The following is a 20,350-nucleotide window of genomic DNA, read 5'->3' on the forward strand; positions in this document are numbered from 1 at the left end:
GCGCTCAACGATCAGGCGGGCGCGGGAGCCTCCTCGCTGACGCCGGTCATCAGCAGGCCGACGCGGTCGGTAGTGGCCTCCGAGCGAGGCAAATCGCACATGGCCTTGCCTTCGAAGAGCACGACAACTCGATCCGAGAGCTGCAGGGCCTCGTCGAGATCCTCGGTGATGAGCAGGATCGCTGCACCGGCCGTGCGCTTTTCCAGCAGGCGCTCGTGCACATATTCGGCCGCGCCGATGTCAATTCCGCGGGTCGGCTGTGCCACGACGAGCACATCGGCGTCGGCCGAGAATTCCCGGGCAATGACCACCTTCTGGATGTTGCCTCCCGACAAGTGCGAGGTTTCGGTGCTCAGCGCTGGGGTTTTCACCGTGAAGCGGCGCACCAGCTCCCAGCAGCGCTCAGCAATGGTGCCGAACTGGAGCAGCCCACCGCGAACGAAGGGCGGCTTGTCGTAGTCGACGAGCATCAGGTTCTCCGACACGCTCATCTCGCCGACGGCGCCGTGGCGCATACGTTCCTCGGGCACGAACGCCATGCCGCGCCTTCGCACCTGTTTCGGTGACGGCGTGGCGATGGTCTCGCCACGAATCTGCACGCTGCCCGACTCGATGGGTCGCAGGCCGAAGATCGCCTCGGCGAGTTCGCGCTGCCCGTTGCCCGACACGCCGGCAATGCCGACGATCTCCCCGCTCGCCACCTGCACCGAAAAGTCGTCGAGCGAGATGTTCCCGCGGTCACCGCGGACGTGCAGGCGGTCCACTATCAGACGCTGGTCGCCGGCGTCCTGATCAAGCACCTCGCGGCCCAGCCGCACCTCTCGTCCCACCATCATCGACGCCAAACCCTCACGCGTGGTTTCTGCCGGCGTGGTGCGTCCCACAACCCGACCGTCTCGCAGCACCGTGATCTGGTCGGAGATGACCATGACCTCGGCCAGCTTGTGGGAAATGAAGATGAGCCCGCGGCCTTCGTCGGTCAGCGATCGCAGCGTGGCAAACAGGTCGTCGACTTCGGGTGGTGTGAGCACCGCCGTCGGCTCGTCGAGGACCAGAAGCCGTGCATCCCGGTAGAGCGCCTTGAGAATCTCCGCTCGCTGACGCTCGCCGACGGCGAGCTGCCAGATGTACGCATCGGGGTCGATGGCGAGCCCGTGGCGCTCGGATACCTCCATCAGCCGTTCCCGTACCGGACCCATGTCCGCCAGACCTCGGCGCCCGTGCAGGCCCAGCGCCACGTTCTCGGCCACCGTCAGCGTCGGCACCAGCATGAAGTGCTGGTGGATCATGCCGATGCCGTGGTCGATCGCGGCGGCCGGCGAGGGAATCTCGACCGGCTCTCCCTGGATCCTGATCTCGCCCTCGTCGGGTCGGTACAGGCCGTAGAGAATCTTCACCAGCGTGCTCTTGCCGGCCCCGTTCTCCCCCAGCAGCGTGTGCACCTGGCCGGGCTGAACGACCAGATCGACGTCCTCATTCGCGATGACACCCGGGAATCGCTTGGTGATGCCGGTCATCTCCAGCATCGGCGAGGCCGGGACCTCGTGCTGCGGCCCAGCCGCAGCTGAGCGTGGCACCGTGGCCCCGGCCGCCGAGTTGTCTGTTGGTTCGACCATCCCCGAAGTGCTGCCGATCAGGCCAGCGGAATCCGCTCGGCGTGCCCGGCTTGTCGATGCTGGTCGTTCAAGTTGGTCCCGCCTGCTATTGGCCGGTCGAGATCGAGCCGTCCACGATGCCAGCGATGGTTGCCTCGGCAGCCTCTTGGATCGCGGCGTCAAGCCCGTAGCCGTCGTTGAACTCGATGACAATGCCGCCGTTGGCGAGCGTCGCTGTCAGCACCTCGCCGCCGAGCGTTCCGTTCTCGATCTTGGAGATCATCTCGGCCAGCAGCACCTCCCAGTGGTACACCTGCGAGGCGACCACGAAGTCTTCGCCGAGCGCCGTCTGGTTGGCCTGGGTGCCGAACCACGCCACGCCACCGTGCTCGCCGGCCACACCAGTCGCTCCCACGACCATCTGCGCCGAGCCGGTCAGCACGTCGGCACTGTTGGAGATATGGGCCTCGGCCGCTTCGGCCGCCAGCGCCACATCGCTGAACGAGTCGGTGTACACGACGTTGGTAGTCACCGACGAGTCCTGCGCCGCTACACCGGCTACGAAGCCGTCCACGTAGAGCTTGGCATCGCCGACCTCGATCGGCCCGATCACGCCGACAACCCCGGTTTCGGTGATCTGCGCTGCGACAGTGCCCGACACGTAGCCGCCCTCGTCCGATCGCACGGTATATGCGAACACGTTGTCCAAGCCCTTGGTGTCGACCGCTGTGCCCCAGGCGAACGAGGTGTCGGGGAAGTCAGGCGCGATCCCCTCCAGCGGGCCGCCGTACTGGCTGCCGTGCGCGATCACCAGGTCATAGCCGTCCTCGGCATAGCCGCGGATCGCGGCACCGGCTTCTTCCACGATGAAGGTGCCATCGGTAATGGCAATCTCTACCTCGCGCTCAGCGGCGATCGCGTTCACAGCGTCCACCATGCTCTGGGTGAAGGCCAAGTCGTTGCTGGCGCTCGGCGCGACGATGGCAATCCGCAGTGGCGCCATTTCTTCCTCGTCGGCGGGCATATCTTCTTCTTCGTCCGCGGGCATGTCCTCCGCTTCTGTGACCTGCGGAGTCTCCTCCGGTGCCTCAGTGGTGCCTGCGTCTTCCTCATCACCGCCGCAGCCCGCGGCGAGCAGCAGTACGACTGCGGCGACCGCTACGAGCTTGGCTGCGAGCGATCTGCGTGTGGTGTGTCTGAACATGTGACCCCTCCCGGATCGGCCGTGTCGCGGGCTCTCGCCGGATCTGATCGCTGCAGTGCGGCGCGGCTCGGCGGAGCCCCGGGCCTGCAGGTGATGCTAGGCGACCCCGAAAGGGCGCGATGCTCCTCCGCACGGAGATTCATACGCGTCCCCACGTGCGGGTGGTCGGCGCGTCCGCGTCAGTTATCTCGATCGAACGGAACCGTCAGCGCCGACGGCGCCCCGATGCGACGGCTGACCAGCACGAGCACCACGATGGTCAAGATCGCGGGTGCCATCGCAGCGATGGTCGAGTTGGCGCCGACGATGATGCCGAGCGTCTTGAGCTGCAGCACGGTCGACGACACAACGCCGAACAGCAGCGCCCCGGCCATCACACCGCTCGAGCGCCACGCCCCGAAGTACACGAGTGCCACGGCGATGAACCCTTGGCCGGAGGTGAGGTTCTGCTGGAAGATGCCGACGTCGAGCGCCAGGGTGCCTCCCGCGAGGCCCGCCATCAGGTTGCCGATGATGATCGCCTGTGTGCGCACCACGTTGACGCGCACGCCAAGGGTGTCTGCGGCCTCGGGGGTCTCGCCCACGGCTCGCACGTTCAGCCCGAAGGTCGTGCGGTTCATGGCGAACCACACCACCGGCACCAGAGCGAACGCCACGTAGGTGAGAACGCTGTGCTGGAAGAACAGCTCCCCCACGACCGGCAAGTCCGAGAGCCAGCCCATGTCGAGACCCCGAAGACCGTCGATCGGCACCGGCGTGCCCACTTGTTGACGGAAGAGCAGATCGGTGAAGCCGAGACCGAACAGGAAGATGCCGATGCCGCTGATGCCCTGGGTGGCGTGCATGACCACGGTGATGAAGGCATACACCACGCCCATCGCCGCACCGGCGGCCATGGCCGCAATCACGCCAGCGACAACACTGCCGGTCCGCAGCGCCGTGATGTAGGCGGCGTACGCGCCGATCAGCATCACACCCTCGACACCCAGATTCAGCACGCCGGCTCGTTGACCGATGGTCTCACCCAGTGCCGCCAGCAGGAACGGCGTCGCCAGTCGGATGCCGGACGCCAGGGTGGCGACGAGCACGCTCACGGTGAAGAAGTCGCTCATGCTCGGCCCCCGTAGCTCGAGATGCCCCCTGCCCAGGTTCTGAGCCGATCCCGCAGCCGCAAGCTCCCCACCACGAACACCACCACGACGCCGTTCAGCGCCACTACCAAGGCTGCGGGCACTTGGATTGCCCGTTGCATGTCGCTGCCGCCGGTGAGCATCCCGCCGAACAGGAATGACGCAGGCACCGTGAAGATCGGATGGAGCGCACCGAACAGCGCCGCCACGATGCCGTTGAAGCCGGCGTTCTGCGTGAAGGCTGCCGCGCCGCCCTCGCCGATCAGCCGGTGCGACTCGCTGCCGAACACCAGCACCGCGCCGGCAATGCCGCAGCAGGCCCCACTGAACGCGAGCGCTTGGGTGACGCTCTTCTTGACGGCCATGCCGGCGTACTGGGAGGCGTCGGGGTTGTGACCGACTGCCCGCAACCGCATGCCGAGCGCGCTGCGGAACAGCAGCAGGTAGCCCAGCACTGCGACCAGGATCGCGATGAGCACGCCGATGTGCAGCCGGGTTCCTCCGGGGAGCAGGGGCAAGTCGGCGTTGGGGCTGAGCCGGCGCGTCTGCTGGATCTTGATGGCACCCGGTTCGATCAGGAGATCCTGGAGCAGGAAGCTCAAGAAGTGGAACGCAACGAGGTTCATCATGATGGTGGACAAGATCTCGTTGACGCCCGCATAGGCCTTGAGCGCCCCGGGAATCGCACCCCAGAAGCCGCCGCCGATCGCCCCGGCGACGATCACCATGGGCACCAGCAGCACCCGCGGCACGTCGTCGAAGGCCATCGAAGTGACCGTGGCGGCGATCGCGCCCAGGATGATCTGACCCTCGCCGCCGATGTTGATCACGTCGGTACGGAAGGCGATGCAGATGCCGACACCGACGAGAGCCAGCGGCATCGCCCGCACCGCGGTGTCGGCAAGGTTGTCGGCACTGCCGAAGGCACCCGTCACCAGCTCGCCGTAGGCCACCAGCGGGTTTGCGCCGAAGGCGAGCAGCATGACGGCGCCCACCAGCAGGGCGGCGACCGCGGCGAACGCAGGCACGGCAACGCCCACGAAGGGGCGCATCAGCCGCGCCAGCCGGCTGACGGCTAGGTCGCGGGGCGCGTCTGTGTCATCGACTTCTGGTGCTACCCGCGCCATCCCCCGTCGCCTTCTGCGTTCCCGCTCGCGATCACGCGAACTTAGAGCCTCGGCAGGCGGTCAGTCGGCGTAGAGGGACCGGAGCCCCCGGCTGACGGCTGGGCCGACCACGGTGTTGTGGTTCTCGCCCGGGAAGACATGCCAGGTCGAGTCGATGTTGCGGTAGCCGCGTGCGGAGAATTGATCCCAGAACTTGGCTTGGGGCGAGTACTCGTCGGTCTCGTGCTCCCCCATCGACATGAACACCTTCACAGCGGGATCGCCGCCAGCGGCGTGGTGCTCGTCCTCGAGACGGAACATGACCTCGTAGTCCCACCACACCGACGGGCTGGCCAGCAGGTAGCGGGCGAACATGTCGGGTGCGTTGAACAGCACGTGCAGGCCGAACAACGCCGTGAACGAATGACCGACGTAGGTGGGCTCGCCGACGTGGTAGCGGTCGTACAGCAGCGGCATCACGTCGCTGGCCAGCCATTGGCGGAATGGCTCTGCCTGACCCGTCTCGGCAGCGGGCGCCCGGATACCCGTCATCGGCGGGGCCTCGGCCGGCGTCACCGTGTAGTCGATGGCCCGCAGGTCGAGCATCTCGCGCATGTCGGGGGTGTCGTGCGCGATGCCGGCCACCACGCAGCGGGGCGTCTCCCGCGACATCGACAGGATGCGCGTGGTGTCCACCGCGGTCCCGAAGGTCCACGGCGCATCGCAGCACACCACCAGCGGGTACGGGTTGGTCGCGTCGGGCCGGTAGCCCATCGGGAGCGCCACCCAGAGCTGGTAGCTGCGGTCGGCATCGTCCCTGTGCAGGATGTGCGTCTCGATGGGCCACGCAGCCTGATCGTTCACGGCCGGGATGCTATTGCGGAGGGCTATGGCTTGGGGCTGGTCATCGTCAGGCCGTCGCCGACGCGAACAACTGCCAGCAGCCCCGCAGTGCCCTCGACATGACCAGCCGCCAACATGCAGACTTCCACGGATCAATCCACTCGGATCCAGCGGAAGCGCATATGGCGGCGAACGAGCACATCCGCTACGAGCCCGATGAGCGTGCGCCGCTGCTGCTGACGCTCAATACGGCATTCCAAGGCACCGTCCTGATCGTTGCCAACGTCACCGCCAACGTCATTCTCTTCGCGGCGGCGTTCAACGACGACGGCGGCTACGCCGAATGGGCGATCGTCGGCGCGCTGGCGGTGGCGGGCATCGTGGTAGCACTCCACGCCTCGAGATGGGGGCGCGTCGGCCCAGGCTGTTTCCTGCTCATGGGCTCCGGGGTCCCGTTTCTTGCCGCCTGCGTCCTCGCCGTCGACACGGGCGGCGTGGCGCTGATGTCAAGCCTGATCGTGGCCTCCTCGCTCGTGCAGCTTGCCGCCGCAACCTGGCTGGCGAGGCTGCGAAGGCTGATCACCCCCGTCGTGTCCGGTGTGGCGTTCATGGCGATCGCACTCTCAACCATGCCCATCGCCGTGCGACGGTTCGACGATGTGCCCGAAGGCACGACCGGGTTCGCGGGACCTGTTGTGGCCGTGGCGGTGCTTGCCGCCATCGCGCTGCTGATGCTGCGCGGCACCGGACTGTGGCGTCTCTGGGCCCTGCCGCTGGCAATCGCGGTCGGGTGCATCGCAGCCGTGCCGCTGGGCCTGTACGACCCTCGCCCTCTCGTCGAGGCCTCGTGGTTCGAACCGCCGAACGTCGCCGGCTGGCCCGGGTTCGGTTCGATCCTGAGCCGAGACTTCTGGTCGCTGCTGCCGGTTTTCCTTGTCGTCAGCGCAGTGGTGGCTGTCCGGGCTGCGGGCGAGGGCGCGGGGATCCAGCAGGCGTGCCGTCGTGAGCCGCGGACAGTGGACTTCCGCGGCGTGCAGCAGACGCTGAACGTCAGCACCACCGGCGTGCTGCTCTCGGGGGTCGCGGGCGTCCCGCCCACGGTCGGCTATCTCCCGTCGACCGTCGCGCTGATGAACTTCACGGGCGTCGCAGCGCGGCGGGTCGGCGCCTTCATGGGTGCCTTGCTGGTCGGTCTGGCGTTGCTGCCCAAGGCAGTGGCCGCGCTGCCCACCGTCCCCCGCCCTGTCAGCGGTGCGCTCCTGATGGTCATCATGAGCCTGTTCTTCGTCGAGGGCATGCGACTTGCGACCCGCGATGGGTTGACCCCGCAGCGTGCGCTGGTCGTCGGCCTGGCCGTGTCGATAGCGGTCGGGTTGGAGAACCACGGCGGATTCGCAACGTCGTCAGGCTCGCCGTGGGCAGTCGTGCTGACGAACGGCGTGCTCGTCAGCGTCATCGTCGCCATCGGGTTGACGGCTCTGATCGATCTGACAGCAGCCCGACGACGGCGCTTGGAGACCGCGCTGGACTTCTCCTCACTGCCTGATCTCGACGCGTTCCTGCACGAGGCCGGCCGCGCACTCAGGTGGGATGACGCATCCATCGGACGCCTGCGCGCGGCGGGCGAGGAAACCCTCGCAGCGATGATGCAGTTGCGCGAAGACCACGACAGCGAAGCGCCGCCACGAATCGTGCTCAATCTGCGGCCCGAACCCGGATCGGTCGAGCTGGAGTTCCTGGCGCTGTTCACCGAGGAGAACCTCGAAGACCGGATCGACTTCATGGGCGAGGAAACCCAGATGCCGGACGTGAGCGATCTGTCGTTCCGGCTCTTGCGGCACCTCGCCGCTGCAGTGCGGCACCGCCGGTACTACGGCCTCGACGTCGTCACCGTCACCATCGAGCGTTCAACCGCCTGAGGTGATGTGCCATCCGATGCCATGACGGCCTGCCGCCGGTTAGCGTGCCGGAGACTGCACGAACATCCACCACACAGGAGCGGCGAATATGCAGGGATACGTCATCATCGACGCCGAGATTGTCGACAGCGAACGGCTCCCGGAGTTCGTCCAGAAGGTCTCCGAGGCCGTCGCAGCACACAACGGCCGCTTCATCGTTCGGGGCGGGCAGCTGGAGGCGATCCACGGCGACTGGGCGCCGCAACGACTCGTGGTCATCGAGTTCGAGAGCTTCGATCGGGCACGTGCATTCGCCGGCTCCGCGGAGTACGCGGCGCTCGACGAGTTCCGTGACCGAGCAATCCGCTCCAACGTCGTGATGGTCGAGGGCGTCGCCGCTGGGTGATCCCGCCGCGCTCGGCGCGGCCGGGTGATCAGTTGAAGCTGGAACCGCCATTCACAAAGATGTTCTGCCCCGTCACGAAGTCGGACATCGGGCTCATCAGGTAGATCAGCGTGCCGACCAAATCCTCGGGCACCTGTGTGCGTGAGAACGCACGGCGTGCCCGGATGGCCACGTCCACTTCGGGCCGCGCGCTCGCGTATTCCTCGTTGTGGGGGATGTAGTCGGGCGTGATCGTGTTGACCGCGATGCCGTAGGAGCCGAGTTCGCGGGCCATCGCCCGGGTGAGACCCACGATGGCCGACTTCGACGAGACGTAGTGCAGGAAACGCAGCGTTCCGTCGTTGACCGTCGTCGAGGAGATATTGACGATCTTGCCGCTCCCTTGGGCCTTCATCGTGGGCGCCACGGCTCTCGAGCACAGCCAGGTGCCCTTGACATTGATGGCGAAGCACCGGTCCCACTCGTCGGGCGCGATGTCCTCCATGAGCACGCGCGCCGCTTCCATGAAGAACCCTGCGTTGTTGACGAGGCCATCGATGCGGCCGTACCGCTCCACCGCCGTGGCATCCATCTCCTCGGTCTGGGCCACATCGGAGACGTCGGTGCGCACCTGCATCGCCTCGGCGCCCAGCGACACCAGCTCATCGACCGTCTCGCCGGCGTCAGACAGATCTGCGACCACCACGGTCGCCCCCTGCTCGGCGAGAGCCCGGCAATATGCCCTGCCGATGCCTTTGGCGCCTCCGGTCACGATGACCACCCGTCCATCGAGCATCCCCATGCGGCACCTCCCCGTCGCTGAAGAAACCGGTCCCCCGCGAATGCGTCGGCCAGCTCGAACGACTGCCTACCGTATGCCAGCGTCACCTCCGCGACGGCTGATCATCGTGAGGCCGTCGCCGATCGGCAGCATCACGGTGCTGGCCCGGCTGTCGGTGGCGACGTGGTCGTTGAACGCGCGCAGCGCCTCGGCGGTTTCGTCGCCGCTGGCGGCGTCAGCGACCGCGCCGCCCCACAGCACGTTGTCCACCAAGATCACGCCGCCCGGCGACAGCCGCCCGAAGATCTCCTCGTAGTAGTCGAGATAGCCGGACTTGTCGGCGTCGATGAACGCCAAGTCGATCTGGGGCTCGGCGGGCAGGGCGCGCAGTGTGTCGAGTGCCGGCCTGATTCGGAGGTCGATGCGATCAGCCACCCCGGCCCGTTCCCAGTACCGGCGGGCAATCGACGTCCATTCCTCGGACACATCGCAGCAGATGAGCTTGGCCCCCGGTTCCAGGGCACTGGCAACACACAAGGCTGAGTACCCGGTGAAGGTGCCCACCTCAACGGCCAGCCGGGGGCGAAGCGCCGTTGCCAGCACCGTCATGAACGCGCCCTGCAGCGGGCCGATCTGCATGCCAGCGATCCGGCCGAGCGAGGTCGTCTCCGAAATCAGTTCGCGCTGCAACTCGGTGGGCTGCAACGAATGTGCGGCCGCATACAGCGCAGCCCGCTCCTCCACAAACACCGAGTCCCGAGACACCCCGGCGAGGTTATGTTGCACAGATGGATCGCCGGCATGTTCAGCCGCTCAACGCACCGCCGCCAGACTGCTTGATGCTCGGATACAAGGGTTACATCGGCGAACTCTCCTGCGACGAAGAGACGGGACTGCTGCATGCGCGCGTGGTCAACAGCGGGACCTACCCCGTCGCCAATGCTGAAGCCGCTGAACCTGTCAGCCTTGAACGTGAATTCCGACGCTCGATCGACGTGTACCTCAAAGGGTGCGAGGAACTCCAGATCGATCCGATCTCCTCAGCACCGGGTGCTGCGTCGAGTCGTCAGTCGGAGTAGGGAACGAACTGGCTTCGGTTGACGGCCGAGCCAATGACCATGCCCTGTGCGGCAGGCCGGGGCATCCAGTCGCACACCGCATTCTGGTTTGAATAGAGTTGTTCACAAAGCAACAGAGAAATTCACCTTGTAAACTCGGATCATGGCGAACACGGGAACGTTGAAGGTGTCGTCCCGGGGGCAGATGAGCCTTCCTGCGACGGCCCGTCACCACTGGGGTCTGACCGAGGGCGGTGAGGTCGGCTATCTCGATCTTGGCAGCCTGCTGCTGTTGGTACCAGGAGGAATCGAAGAATTGCGCGCCCAGCTGCTCGGTGCCATCACCGACGACGTATGGGCAGAGGCGGCTACCGGCTTCGGCGACCCCGAGCTCTCTAGCGAGTGACCCAACTCGTCGATGACAGGGTTCTCTTCGGCCTGCTGCTAGAGCGAACCGCGGAGCGTCAGCATCAGGCCGTCTACACCACCGGGTGCTGGTACCTGCGTCTCTGCCAAGCTGCACTCAGCCCGACGGTCAGCGGGGTGCTCTCGGGCGCCTTCACCGAACTGCCTCCACGTCTGCGCAGCAGGGTCATGGAATCTCTGCTGGAGCTCCCCGCCGAGATCGGACTAGTGAGCCTGAGAATGCTCGCCCCGCTGATCGGCCAACTGCGCGAGCGGCATCGAACGCTCAACCTGTTGTCGATCGAGGCACTGGCGGCGGCTCTGCACCTGGACGCCGAGGTTTACTTGAGCACGCCCTCGCCTCCCTTGCAAGAGGCTCTCGTCGCAGAAGGCCGTCAGGCTGTCGTTGTGGACTGACCGTCAGCCGAGATCAGTCGTCAGGTTCGAACACGAGGTCTGGGATCACGACCTCCCACTGATCGCACTTCAGCTTGTCGGTGTACTTCGGGTCGGATTGGCTCTTGCCCCAGGTAGCGATAGCTGAGACGCTCGCTTCGACACAGTGCATCCCGTTCGGTGCCTCGAAGCTGCTAGCCAGCACACCGACGGCCGTCCCGCGGTGGTCGAGGATCTCCCATCGGTCGTTGCGACGACACAGTTGCAGGGGATCGCCTGGCGACAGCGCCTTGATGCTCCGGTGGATGACGTGACCGGCTGGCTCGCGTCCGGCGAAGCTGAGGTACACATCGCGCAGTGTGAGGCTGCGATAGCTGCGGCCCAATTCGGGCGTCGGAGGCGGCAATCTCACGGCGCGACGCCGCAGCACCGAGCTTCTGCCCCGAAGCGGTTCGTGGAATGGGTGAGCACCATCCAGACTCGACAGGGTCAGCGTCTGCTTGGCCCGGGTCATGGCCACGTAATACAGACGGCGGGGTGCATCAGCGTCCTCGTCGCGGCTTCGTCCTTCCCAGCCTCCGTCGAGCACTGCAACATGGTCGAACTCAAGACCCTTGGCCCGGTGGGCCGTCAGCAGCAGCAGTCCGCGCTGGCGCCGCCGCGTACCGCGACACCATTCCGCCAGCCACTCGGTGACCGAGGCCGCCGGCATCGCGGCACCGCCTGTCTCGATGCGATGCTCCTCGACGGCTTGGCGCAGCAGTTCATACCACGGCCCTTCTGGTCGGCGGTCCAGCCACGCTTCGAGATCTCGGCTTCGAACCAGCGCAGTGTCGTGTTGTTGGATCTGTTGCCTGAGCGCTTGGGTCTCGCGAAGGTGCCACAGGCTCATCTCGTGCTCATTGGCGAGCTGCACCGGGATGCCGTCGCGCACGCAGATGCTCCGTACCGGTTCGAGTTGACGCCATTCACGCGCGATGACTGCACAGCGCGACCAGTCCCAGTCGCGCGCTAGGCCAGACAACCGGTCAAGCTCGGCCATCACCGCCTGCGCTTGAGAAACCCGGTCGCCTCCTGCGGGCACCACCTGCACTCTGCCCGCAGCCACCTGATCCATCTCGTTCCAAGCCCCGCCAGCCGGGTCGCCTCGACGAGCTCTGTCGCGGCTGATCGTGTGCCTGAGCTTCAAGCGTGCAGTCGCCGCGGCGATGACGGCGTTAGCAGCGTCGATGATGTGACCGCTGGAGCGATAGTTCTCGATCAAGTACTCGGTCTTGGCGTCGTAGTCCTGCTCGAAGCAGCGAATGAACTCCGGCGAGGTCCCGTTGAAGGAGTAGATGTTCTGGTCGTCGTCGCCGACGGCGAACAGGGTCAGACGAGCGTCGTCGTCGGATTCGGTCCGTCCCGCGAGAGCGGAGATCAGCCGGTACTCATCGTGACCGATGTCTTGGTACTCGTCGACGAGTATCCACCGAAAGCCCGCCAGCAGACGCGTCCGGGATTCCTCGGCCTCTTCGAGTTCAAGTTCGTCTCCTTGCAGCAACGCGATGGCTTTCGCCATGACTTCGTCGAGCTTCTCGGCGAACTTGCTGTCGCTGGTTTCGCTCGCGGCTCCCGAGAAGCTTGCACCGACGAGCCTCATGGCGAGCGAGTGACATGTCAGCACCATCACGCCGTTCGCATCATCACCAATCAGATCGCGCAGACGTCGGCGGATATCGGCCGCAGCATGCCGGTTGTAGGCGAGGGCGAGGATGCCTCGCGGATTCTGCCGCCTTGCCCGAATGAGGTAGGCAATGCGGTGAACCAGCACCTTGGTCTTGCCTGAGCCCGGTCCCGCAAGCACCAGCACGTTGGTGTTCTCGCGGTCGTCTGCCACGATCGCTCGCTGCGCGCTGGAGAGGTCACCGACGATCTTCTTCCACGATGCCGTCGTGGTCGGACGGTCGATCTCGCTACGCCGCCCCCGGAGCCAGCGGCGGACGAACTCCTCCTCGCCGAGCTCGAAATAGTCGAGCGACAATCGCAGGGCGTCGGCAATCTTGGTGAGGCCTTGCTCAGCGAATTCGGCCATCACATGGATCTGTCGCACGGTGCGGCCGTAGTGCTCGGCGAGTTCGGCGAAGTCCGTTCGCCTGAAGCCCCGGGACCCCGGCTCCAGCGAGATGGTCATCGCGGGGCGGAACACCGTCAAGCCTCTGTTCAGCCTGACGACCTCCTGTTCGTGGAGCCACATCAGCGCCCGCTCCATGAGCCTGCGGGAGTCCCGGGTGTCACCGCCCAGCGCCGGGTCAGCCTCGATTGCTTGGTCGACGGCCTTCTGCAGTTCGCCGAGTGTCGTCTCCACGAGCAAGTCGTTGCCCCGGCTACTCGGCGCCAGCTTCGACAAGAGATGCTCAAGAAGCGCCCCGGCCGCGCCGCGACGACGCTGCGCTATGCCCGCGAGGGACGACCACTCGCGCCGGAGAGTGACCAAGACGCTCTCGGAAGCGTGCTTGCGCACGGAGGCGCTGCCTCGGTCGCCGCCATCTCCTCGGCCATCCTGGGCGATGCCTTCCAGCGCTCGGGCGATGTGCTCAGGCCGAGCGTTCTCGAATTCAGCGTCCTGCAGGTGCTGCGCCGTCACGCGCAGGTTCAGTGGTGTGGAAGAGCCGATCTCCAAGTCAGGCGCCGCCTCTTGCATCAGTCCGATGAGGGCCTCCTCCATGCCTGAGGCCTCGGTGAGCCTGCGATGGGAGGGCCGGCGCACCCCGACATGCACGAACGCTGTCACGACGGTGTCGTTTGTGGAAAGCCCCCGGTGTTCGAGATCGTGCAAGGCGGCCCGCAGCTTGTCCGAGCCGAGGCCAGCGACACCCATCAGGTCATCAGTCGAGATGCCGTCGTCAGGGTCCGCGTCGATGAGGGCCTTCACGATGGCCAGCAGCGCCTTCTGCTGGCCATCATCCAGATCACCTGTGTCGAGCCTCTCTTGGGCCTCTTCCACCGTGCTGACCCGCAACGACGACGGGAACACGCTCACACGGTTTTCCTCGCGGGTCAGCAGCTCTGCTTCCTCCAGCCACGCCACCGCAGTTCGAACACGGGTGTCGTCGGTGGCCGAGTCTCGGCTGAATTCGTCGGCCTCGTCCTCAGTGAGGATCTCACCGGAAGTGGCGATCACCTCGCCGGGCCGCTGGCTTCGCTCGCCTGTTCGTCGGTTCCGACGGTCAATGGCGCGCAACGAGCGCAGCACCCCGTGAATCTCACGCCGGGTGAGCCGCGATCTGGCCGACAGCCCGAACTGGCGCTCCACGTCATCGGTGGTGTAGAGCAGCACGCAGTGCGCCTGATGCTGGTCGCGGCCCGCCCGCCCTGCCTCTTGCAGGTAGTTCTCCAGCGAGGACGGGATGTCGGCGTGGATGACCAGACGCACGTCTGACTTGTCGATGCCCATCCCGAAGGCATTGGTGGCTGCGATCACCCGCAATTCGCCCTCGATGAAGCGCTGCTGGATGGTCTTCTTCTCCTCTGGCTGCAGTCCGGCGTGGAAGCGCTCAGCGTCGAGTCCTTGCGTCTGGAGGAACTCGGCAACCTCGCCGGTGCGCCTGCGGGTCGCGCAGTACACGATCGCCCCGCCGGGCACGTCGGGAGGCAGATGGTGGTCCAGAGTCATTTTGATGTCGGGGAGCTTCATGGCGGGAGTCGTCTGCTGCACCACGAAGTTCAGATTCGTTCTGCGACTGCCTCCGTCGAACAGCCCCATGTCGATGCCGAGGTGCTTGGCGAAGTACTCGCAGATCTCCCCCTTGACCTCTGGCTTGGCAGTCGCGGTGAGGCACAGCACCGGCGGGATCCGCTCGTTGTCGGACTTCTCGCGGATGAAGCGACCCACGTACCGGTAGTCCGGGCGGAAGTCGTGCCCCCACTTGGACAGGCAGTGGGCCTCATCGAGCACCCACGAGCCGATCTCGCGTTGCGCAAGGGCGCTGCGCACTGACGGGCTACGCAGCTGTTCGGGGGAGATCAGCACGATGGCTGCATCGCCCAGCCGGACCTTGTCGAGCGCTGCCGCGCGCTCGGGCACCGACAGCAGCCCGTTGACCGTGACGCACGACGTGATGCCTTGGCGTTCGAGACCAGCCACTTGGTCGGCCATAAGCGCCACCAACGGCGAGATCACCACCGTCAGGGCACCCGTCTTGTCGTAGCGGGACAGCGCGGGTAGCTGGTAGCACAGTGACTTGCCAGTGCCGGTGGGCAGAATCGCCAGCGCGTCGTGTCCCGCCATCGCAGTCTCGACGATCCTCTGCTGCAGCGGTTCACCGGTCTCAGGGTCTGCGGGTTCCGCTCGGAACGAGTCGAAGCCGAACCACCGCTTGAGTTCTTGGGAAGCGTCGTGGCGGTCGCGACACCATCTGCAGCGCGTGTCGTTGCATGCGTCGTCGCGCATGCGCCGAACCAGTCGACTCGTGCCGGGGAACTGATGACGCACCCACGGCGGCATCACGGATTTCCCTCCTGACACAGAAATCCAGGCCATCGCGAACGCAAGATCCCAGCCATGCTCTGGGGCGTCAGCAATTGCCCGTCGAAGCTCTGACTGGCACACGTGGCCGTCAAGGCGACTGCGGATCGCCTCTCTGGCCTCGGACATGTTCGGGCCCTGAGCCTCCCGCAATGAACCGAAGAACAGATTGAAGCCATCTGATTCGCGGCCACGGGTGGTGAGCCAGTGCCAAGCCGTCAACATCTCCGGCGGCACATCTCGCAACGCCTTCGACTGATCCGAGAACAATTCGAGCGCCTGCCGTGCGTCGAGGTAGGGATCATTGCGTTCGCTGCGAGTCAGAGGGGCGTCTTTGTAGTGCTTGACCAGGCGGTGATAGGGATGCCGCGGAAACGCCAATGGGTTGACCCACAGCGTGTCCACCGCTGGCAGATCCAGCAGCTTCATACCCGGATCAGCCGCCTGCAGGATCGGCAGATCGAACTCGATCAGATTGTGGCCGAGAACGAACTCGGCGCCTTCGGCGATGGCGTCGAGCTCCGCAAGCGCGGCGGCTGCCGAACCGATGTGTCGCGACGCAACGATGTGGTCACCCGTATTGGCGATGAGGCTCGCTTTGGCGGTCTCAGGCGATCTAAGCCGCTTGGACCACACGACGCTCTGGCCCGTGTCGGCGCGCACACCCGCCAACGCCAAGATACGTCGGTCCTGCCGTGAGACCTCGAGATCTATCGCGAGGCATCGGGACAGCCCGTCCGGAATTGCGTGCGAGTCAGCCACGTCGTTCTCGATTTAGCAGAAATCGACCTCAACAAGAGATGAAGCCGGCGTAGGGTCCACCCATCGCGTTGCTGCAGGACCGCGTAGCTCAAGCCGGCAAGTAGGCAAAGGCGGGCTGGGTCATGCAGAATTCGGCAGTTCGCGTCTGAGGTCCCGGCTGGTGGGGCGCAGGCGGGAGCGCTGCGAGCCTGCGGGAGTCACATGCCGGTACTGCGATCCCACATCGACACCTCCGCCGAGTGGTTCACCAAGAACTGCGACGACATGCGCGAGCAGCTCGCCGAGCTCGACGAGCTGCAGCAGCAGGCTGCGGCCGGCGGCGGGCCGCGGGCCATGGCACGCATGCGCAGCCGCGACAAGATGCCGGTGCGCGAACGCATCGCCATGGTGCTCGACCGCGACTCGCCGTTCTTCGAGATCAGCTCGCTGGCCGGCTACTGCTCGAACTACGCCGTCGGCGGCGGGCTGGTGATGGGCATCGGCGTCGTGAACGGCGTCGAGTGCATGATCGAGGGCAACGACCCCACCGTGCTGGGCGGGGCCATCACGGTGTTTGCGGGCCGCAAGATCATGCGGGCCATCGAGATCTGCCGCGACAACCGCATGCCCTACATCCAGTTCGTGGAGTCGGCGGGCGGCGACCTACGCGGCGACGACGACCCCGAGCGCCAGATGCTCGAGCAGGAGAGCCACTTCGCCGAATCCGGCCGGCTGTTCTATGACGTCACCGAGCTGTCGAAGATGAAGATCCCCTCGATCTCGGTGGTGTTCGGCAGCTCCACCGCCGGGGGCGCCTACCAGCCCGGCATGAGCGACTACAACATCTTCATCCGCAACCAGTCCAAGGTCTTCCTGGGCGGACCGCCGCTGGTGAAGATGGCCACCGGCGAAGACTCAGACGACGAGACGCTCGGCGGGGCGCAGATGCACGCCGAGATCTCGGGCCTCGCCGACTACCTGGCCGAGGACGAAGCCGATGCGCTGCGCATCTGCCGGGAGGTCGTGGCGCACCTGAACTGGTGCAAGCTGGGCCCGGGCCCGACCATGCCGGCCGATCCCCCGGTGCACGACCCCGAGCAGCTCCTTGGGCTGATGCCGCGGGACCTGCAAGCCATGATCGACTGCCGCGAGGTGATCGCCCGCATCACCGACGGCTCCCGCTTCGAGGAGTTCAAGGCCCGCTACGGCACCACGCTGATCTGCGGCTGGGCATCCATCCACGGTTACCCGGTGGGGATCCTGGGCAACAACGGCCCGCTGTTCAGCGACAGCTCCGAGAAGGCCACGCAATTCATTCAGCTCTGCAACCAGCAGGACATCCCGCTGGTGTTCCTGCAGAACATCACCGGCTACATGGTCGGCAAGGATTTCGAGCAGGGCGGCATCGTCAAGAACGGCTCGAAGATGATCAACGCCGTGTCCAATTCGATGGTGCCGCACATCACGGTCATCCTGGGCAACAGCTATGGCGCGGGTAACTACGGCATGTCGGGTCGGGCGTTCAACACCCGCTTCACCTACCTGTGGCCCACCGCCAAGATCGCCATCATGGGGCCCAAGCAGATCGCGGGCGTCATGTCGATCGTGCGACGGGGCCAGGCGATGCGCCGCGGCATCGAGTTCGACGAGGACGCCGACCGCAAGATCACCGAGCAGGTCGAGCACTACCACGAGCTGAAGTCGCTGGCCCCCTACGCCAGCGGGCGCGTCACCGATGACGGCGTCATCGACCCTCGTGACACCCGTGACGTGATCGCGATGTCGCTGTCTGCCTGTCACAACAACGTGGTGAAAGGCGCCGACGGATTCGGCGTCTTCCGGATGTAGGGGGCGGCTGTCATGAGCGAAACACGACGGAAGACGCCGCAACAACACGGCTTTTCCGGATGCGAGGGCGGCTGTCATGAGCGACTCTGAGCTTCGACCGATACGGCGGCTGCTCGTCGCGAACCGCGGCGAGATCGCCCGCCGGGTCTTCCGCGCCGCACGAGCTATGGGCATCTCGACCGTGGCGGTGTACGCCGACGGCGACGCCGAAGCGCCCTTCGTGACCGACGCCGATCTGTCGGTGCCACTCGGAGGCCGCACCGCCACCGAGACCTACCTGTCAGCCCGCAAGGTCATCGCCGCGGCGGAGGCCAGCGACGCCGACGCAGTTCACCCCGGCTACGGATTCCTGTCGGAGAACGCCGAGTTCGCCCAAACGGTCATCGACGCCGGACTCGTCTGGGTCGGCCCGCCGCCCGAGGCCATCGCCGCCATGGGCGACAAGCTGGCTGCCAAGGAGACCATGACCGCAGCGGGCGTGCCGACCCTGCCGTCGACAGCTGTCACCGACGACATGGACAGCGAGCGCTTGGCGGCCGCCGCAGCCGACATCGGCTTTCCGGTGCTGGTGAAGGCCTCAGCGGGCGGGGGCGGCAAAGGCATGCGCATCGTCGACGAGCCGAGCACGCTCGCCGACGCTGTCGCCGCTGCGCGGCGTGAGGCCGCCGGCGCGTTCGGCGATGACACCGTGTTCTTGGAGCGCTACCTGGCGGCCCCGCGCCATGTTGAGATCCAGGTGTTGGGCGACACGCAAGGCAACATCGTTCACTGCTTCGAGCGGGAGTGCTCGATCCAGCGGCGGCATCAGAAGGTCATCGAGGAGGCCCCGTCTCCCGCCGTCACGCCTGCGTTGCGCGAGCGGATGGGCGCGGCAGCAGTGGCCGCAGTCAGCACGATCGGCTACTGCTCGGCGGGAACGGTGGAGTTCCTGCTCGAGGGCAGCGGCGACGATGCCGAGTTCTGGTTCCTCGAAGTCAATACCCGGCTGCAGGTGGAGCACCCGGTCACTGAGGAGATCACCGGCCTCGACCTCGTGCGGGAGCAGATCCGCATTGCCGCGGGCGAACCGCTGGGCTACGGACAGGGCGACATCGGCATCTGCGGCCACGCCATCGAGGCGCGTCTGTACGCCGAGGATCCTGCGTCGGGCTTCCTTCCGCAGACCGGCACCGTCGATCTGTGGCGGCCCGCGACCGGTTTCCGCGCTCTCGCCGACAGCGTGGCGCAGAGCACCCGCACGTGCGCCGATGACACGTCGGACGGTCTGCCCGCCACGGGCGGCCCGAACTCGGCGTCGTCGTGGGCGCGCTTCGACTCGGGCATCGAAGCGGGATCGGTGGTGGGCACCGAGTTCGACCCGATGCTGGCCAAGGTGATCGTGGCCGCACCCACCCGTACCGAGGCCGCGCTCGGGCTGGCGTCTGCGCTCGACCGCACACGACTGGGCGGCGTGGTCACCAACCGCGACTTCCTCTGCGCTGTGCTGCGCAGCGACGAGTTCCTCGCCGGCGAGACCACGACGGATTTCATCGACCGGGTGTACTTCGGGCACGCCGAAGCGGGCACCGAACCCAGCGGCGGGCTCGCCGCTTCCGAATCGGCGCGCCATCCGATGTTCGTCCACACCGCCGCTGCCGCAGTTGCACTGGTCTCGCAGGAATGCAACCGGCGTGACGCCATTCGACTGGACTTCATGGCTTCGGGGTATCGCAACAGCGTCATGCCCGACGAGGTGCTGCCGCTGTCGGCTGCGATCGGGAGCGAACTCATCGAGGCCAGCGTGCAGTACCGCCGCCAGCGCGACGGAGCCTGGAGGATTCGCGTCGGGTCACTTCCGCAGACAGGGCCATACGCCGGCATAGGCGACGACACTGACGACACCTCCGACGCAGGCGAGTCCGATGAGGCAGCCGACGCTCCGGCACACAGCGACTGGTCGGTACGCGTCCACGGCATCACGCTTCGCCCCCTCGCCGACGCAGACGCGGCCTCCTCCGACGCCGTGAGCGGCGACGGCGTCTACGCAGGCAATGTGGACGCAACCGTCGATGTGGAGGTGCCGGTTCCTGGACTTGCGGGATTTCGCGGCGCATGGGAGGTCAGCCGCCGCGGCAACCGCTGGTACGCCACAGGGCCCCTCGGCGGGTCAGTCACCCTGGTGCAGCGGTCGCGGTTCCCCGATCCCGATGCCGAGGCAGTCGAAGGCGGCCTGGTCGCCCCGATGCCCGGCAAGGTGCTGATGGTCGATGTGCAGCCCGGCGACCGGGTGACCGCCGGCCAGGTGCTCGTGGTGATGGAGGCCATGAAGATGGAGCACCAGATCACGGCACCGGCCGACGGCGAGGTGAGCGAGGTGCGGGCTGCGGTCGGCGATCAGGTCGACAACGGCGAATTGCTGGTGGTGATTACCGCAGACGCATAGCCCGGGCCAAAGAGCACGCCCGCCCCGTCGA

The 20,350-nt window shown here is 66.2% G+C and carries 15 protein-coding genes; 7 read left to right on the plus strand and 8 right to left on the minus strand.

Annotated elements, in window-relative coordinates; all coding sequences use genetic code 11:
• Positions 1-11: 11 nt before the first annotated feature.
• The 5 genes from ACOGI8_RS14425 to ACOGI8_RS14445 all read right to left on the minus strand — a co-directional run bounded on the left by ACOGI8_RS14425 (position 12) and on the right by ACOGI8_RS14445 (position 5,899).
• Positions 12-1,616, minus strand: a complete 1,605-nt coding sequence (locus tag ACOGI8_RS14425) for an ABC transporter ATP-binding protein (RefSeq protein WP_419854488.1) — start codon at positions 1,614-1,616, stop codon at positions 12-14.
• Positions 1,617-1,701: 85 nt separating this feature from the next.
• Positions 1,702-2,799, minus strand: a complete 1,098-nt coding sequence (locus tag ACOGI8_RS14430) for a BMP family lipoprotein (RefSeq protein WP_419854489.1) — start codon at positions 2,797-2,799, stop codon at positions 1,702-1,704.
• A 179-nt stretch (positions 2,800-2,978) separates the two neighbouring features.
• Positions 2,979-3,911 (minus strand): ABC transporter permease, encoded by a 933-nt coding sequence (locus ACOGI8_RS14435; protein WP_419854490.1) that lies wholly within the window; start codon positions 3,909-3,911, stop codon positions 2,979-2,981.
• On the minus strand, positions 3,908-5,056 hold the full coding sequence (locus tag ACOGI8_RS14440) for an ABC transporter permease (RefSeq protein WP_419854491.1): 1,149 nt from the start codon (positions 5,054-5,056) through the stop codon (positions 3,908-3,910). The genes ACOGI8_RS14435 and ACOGI8_RS14440 overlap by 4 nt, the downstream gene beginning before the upstream one ends.
• Before the next feature lie 60 nt (positions 5,057-5,116).
• Positions 5,117-5,899, minus strand: coding sequence for an alpha/beta hydrolase (locus ACOGI8_RS14445; RefSeq protein ID WP_419854492.1), 783 nt, complete (start codon positions 5,897-5,899; stop codon positions 5,117-5,119).
• A gap of 161 nt (positions 5,900-6,060) precedes the next feature.
• On the opposite strand from ACOGI8_RS14445, the gene ACOGI8_RS14450 reads away from it, so the two are divergent.
• Complete coding sequence (locus ACOGI8_RS14450) at positions 6,061-7,797, plus strand: solute carrier family 23 protein (protein ID WP_419854493.1); 1,737 nt, start codon at positions 6,061-6,063, stop codon at positions 7,795-7,797.
• An 88-nt stretch (positions 7,798-7,885) separates the two neighbouring features.
• Positions 7,886-8,182: a DUF1330 domain-containing protein gene (locus ACOGI8_RS14455; protein ID WP_419854494.1), complete on the plus strand. Its 297-nt coding sequence runs from the start codon at positions 7,886-7,888 to the stop codon at positions 8,180-8,182.
• 28 nt (positions 8,183-8,210) lie between these two features.
• Here ACOGI8_RS14455 and ACOGI8_RS14460 read toward each other — a convergent pair whose 3' ends face one another.
• Together ACOGI8_RS14460 and ACOGI8_RS14465 are read right to left on the minus strand one after the other, a co-directional pair.
• Positions 8,211-8,963 carry an SDR family NAD(P)-dependent oxidoreductase gene (locus tag ACOGI8_RS14460; RefSeq protein ID WP_419854495.1) on the minus strand — a complete coding sequence of 251 codons (753 nt, stop codon included), beginning with the start codon at positions 8,961-8,963 and terminating at the stop codon, positions 8,211-8,213.
• A gap of 66 nt (positions 8,964-9,029) precedes the next feature.
• On the minus strand, positions 9,030-9,707 hold the full coding sequence (locus tag ACOGI8_RS14465) for an O-methyltransferase (protein WP_419854496.1): 678 nt from the start codon (positions 9,705-9,707) through the stop codon (positions 9,030-9,032).
• Positions 9,708-9,730: 23 nt separating this feature from the next.
• On the opposite strand from ACOGI8_RS14465, the gene ACOGI8_RS14470 reads away from it, so the two are divergent.
• From ACOGI8_RS14470 to ACOGI8_RS14480, 3 genes are all read left to right on the plus strand, one after another.
• Entirely contained in the window at positions 9,731-10,021 is a 291-nt protein-coding gene (locus ACOGI8_RS14470; RefSeq protein WP_419854497.1) for a hypothetical protein, read from the plus strand.
• A gap of 142 nt (positions 10,022-10,163) precedes the next feature.
• Complete coding sequence (locus ACOGI8_RS14475) at positions 10,164-10,406, plus strand: hypothetical protein (RefSeq protein WP_419854498.1); 243 nt, start codon at positions 10,164-10,166, stop codon at positions 10,404-10,406.
• Positions 10,403-10,822 (plus strand): hypothetical protein, encoded by a 420-nt coding sequence (locus ACOGI8_RS14480; protein ID WP_419854499.1) that lies wholly within the window; start codon positions 10,403-10,405, stop codon positions 10,820-10,822. The genes ACOGI8_RS14475 and ACOGI8_RS14480 overlap by 4 nt, the downstream gene beginning before the upstream one ends.
• A 13-nt stretch (positions 10,823-10,835) precedes the next feature.
• Here the strand turns inward: ACOGI8_RS14480 and ACOGI8_RS14485 are convergent, their stop codons facing one another.
• A complete protein-coding gene (locus ACOGI8_RS14485; protein WP_419854500.1) occupies positions 10,836-15,971 on the minus strand; it encodes a RecQ family ATP-dependent DNA helicase in 5,136 nt (1,711 codons plus the stop codon).
• A gap of 300 nt (positions 15,972-16,271) precedes the next feature.
• On the opposite strand from ACOGI8_RS14485, the gene ACOGI8_RS14490 reads away from it, so the two are divergent.
• A complete protein-coding gene (locus ACOGI8_RS14490; protein WP_419854501.1) occupies positions 16,272-17,897 on the plus strand; it encodes an acyl-CoA carboxylase subunit beta in 1,626 nt (541 codons plus the stop codon).
• Positions 17,898-17,973: 76 nt separating this feature from the next.
• Entirely contained in the window at positions 17,974-20,319 is a 2,346-nt protein-coding gene (locus tag ACOGI8_RS14495) for an acetyl/propionyl/methylcrotonyl-CoA carboxylase subunit alpha (RefSeq protein WP_419854502.1), read from the plus strand.
• Positions 20,320-20,350 lie beyond the last annotated feature (31 nt).

Source organism: Candidatus Poriferisodalis sp., from assembly GCF_965204195.1.
In the GTDB taxonomy this organism is placed as follows: Bacteria; Actinomycetota; Acidimicrobiia; order Acidimicrobiales; family Poriferisodalaceae; genus Poriferisodalis.

What these genes read in the sequence shown, in the direction of transcription:
- ACOGI8_RS14470 (WP_419854497.1), top strand. Translation starts at nt 9,731, where the DNA reads ATGGATCGCCGGCATGTTCAGCCGCTCAACGCACCGCCGCCAGACTGC.
- ACOGI8_RS14475 (WP_419854498.1), top strand. Translation starts at nt 10,164, where the DNA reads ATGGCGAACACGGGAACGTTGAAGGTGTCGTCCCGGGGGCAGATGAGC.
- ACOGI8_RS14430 (WP_419854489.1), bottom strand. Translation starts at nt 2,799, where the DNA reads ATGTTCAGACACACCACACGCAGATCGCTCGCAGCCAAGCTCGTAGCG.
- ACOGI8_RS14460 (WP_419854495.1), bottom strand. Translation starts at nt 8,963, where the DNA reads ATGGGGATGCTCGATGGACGGGTGGTCATCGTGACCGGAGGCGCCAAA.
- ACOGI8_RS14490 (WP_419854501.1), top strand. Translation starts at nt 16,272, where the DNA reads ATGCCGGTACTGCGATCCCACATCGACACCTCCGCCGAGTGGTTCACC.
- ACOGI8_RS14440 (WP_419854491.1), bottom strand. Translation starts at nt 5,056, where the DNA reads ATGGCGCGGGTAGCACCAGAAGTCGATGACACAGACGCGCCCCGCGAC.
- ACOGI8_RS14495 (WP_419854502.1), top strand. Translation starts at nt 17,974, where the DNA reads ATGAGCGACTCTGAGCTTCGACCGATACGGCGGCTGCTCGTCGCGAAC.
- ACOGI8_RS14435 (WP_419854490.1), bottom strand. Translation starts at nt 3,911, where the DNA reads ATGAGCGACTTCTTCACCGTGAGCGTGCTCGTCGCCACCCTGGCGTCC.
- ACOGI8_RS14425 (WP_419854488.1), bottom strand. Translation starts at nt 1,616, where the DNA reads ATGGTCGAACCAACAGACAACTCGGCGGCCGGGGCCACGGTGCCACGC.
- ACOGI8_RS14455 (WP_419854494.1), top strand. Translation starts at nt 7,886, where the DNA reads ATGCAGGGATACGTCATCATCGACGCCGAGATTGTCGACAGCGAACGG.
- ACOGI8_RS14450 (WP_419854493.1), top strand. Translation starts at nt 6,061, where the DNA reads ATGGCGGCGAACGAGCACATCCGCTACGAGCCCGATGAGCGTGCGCCG.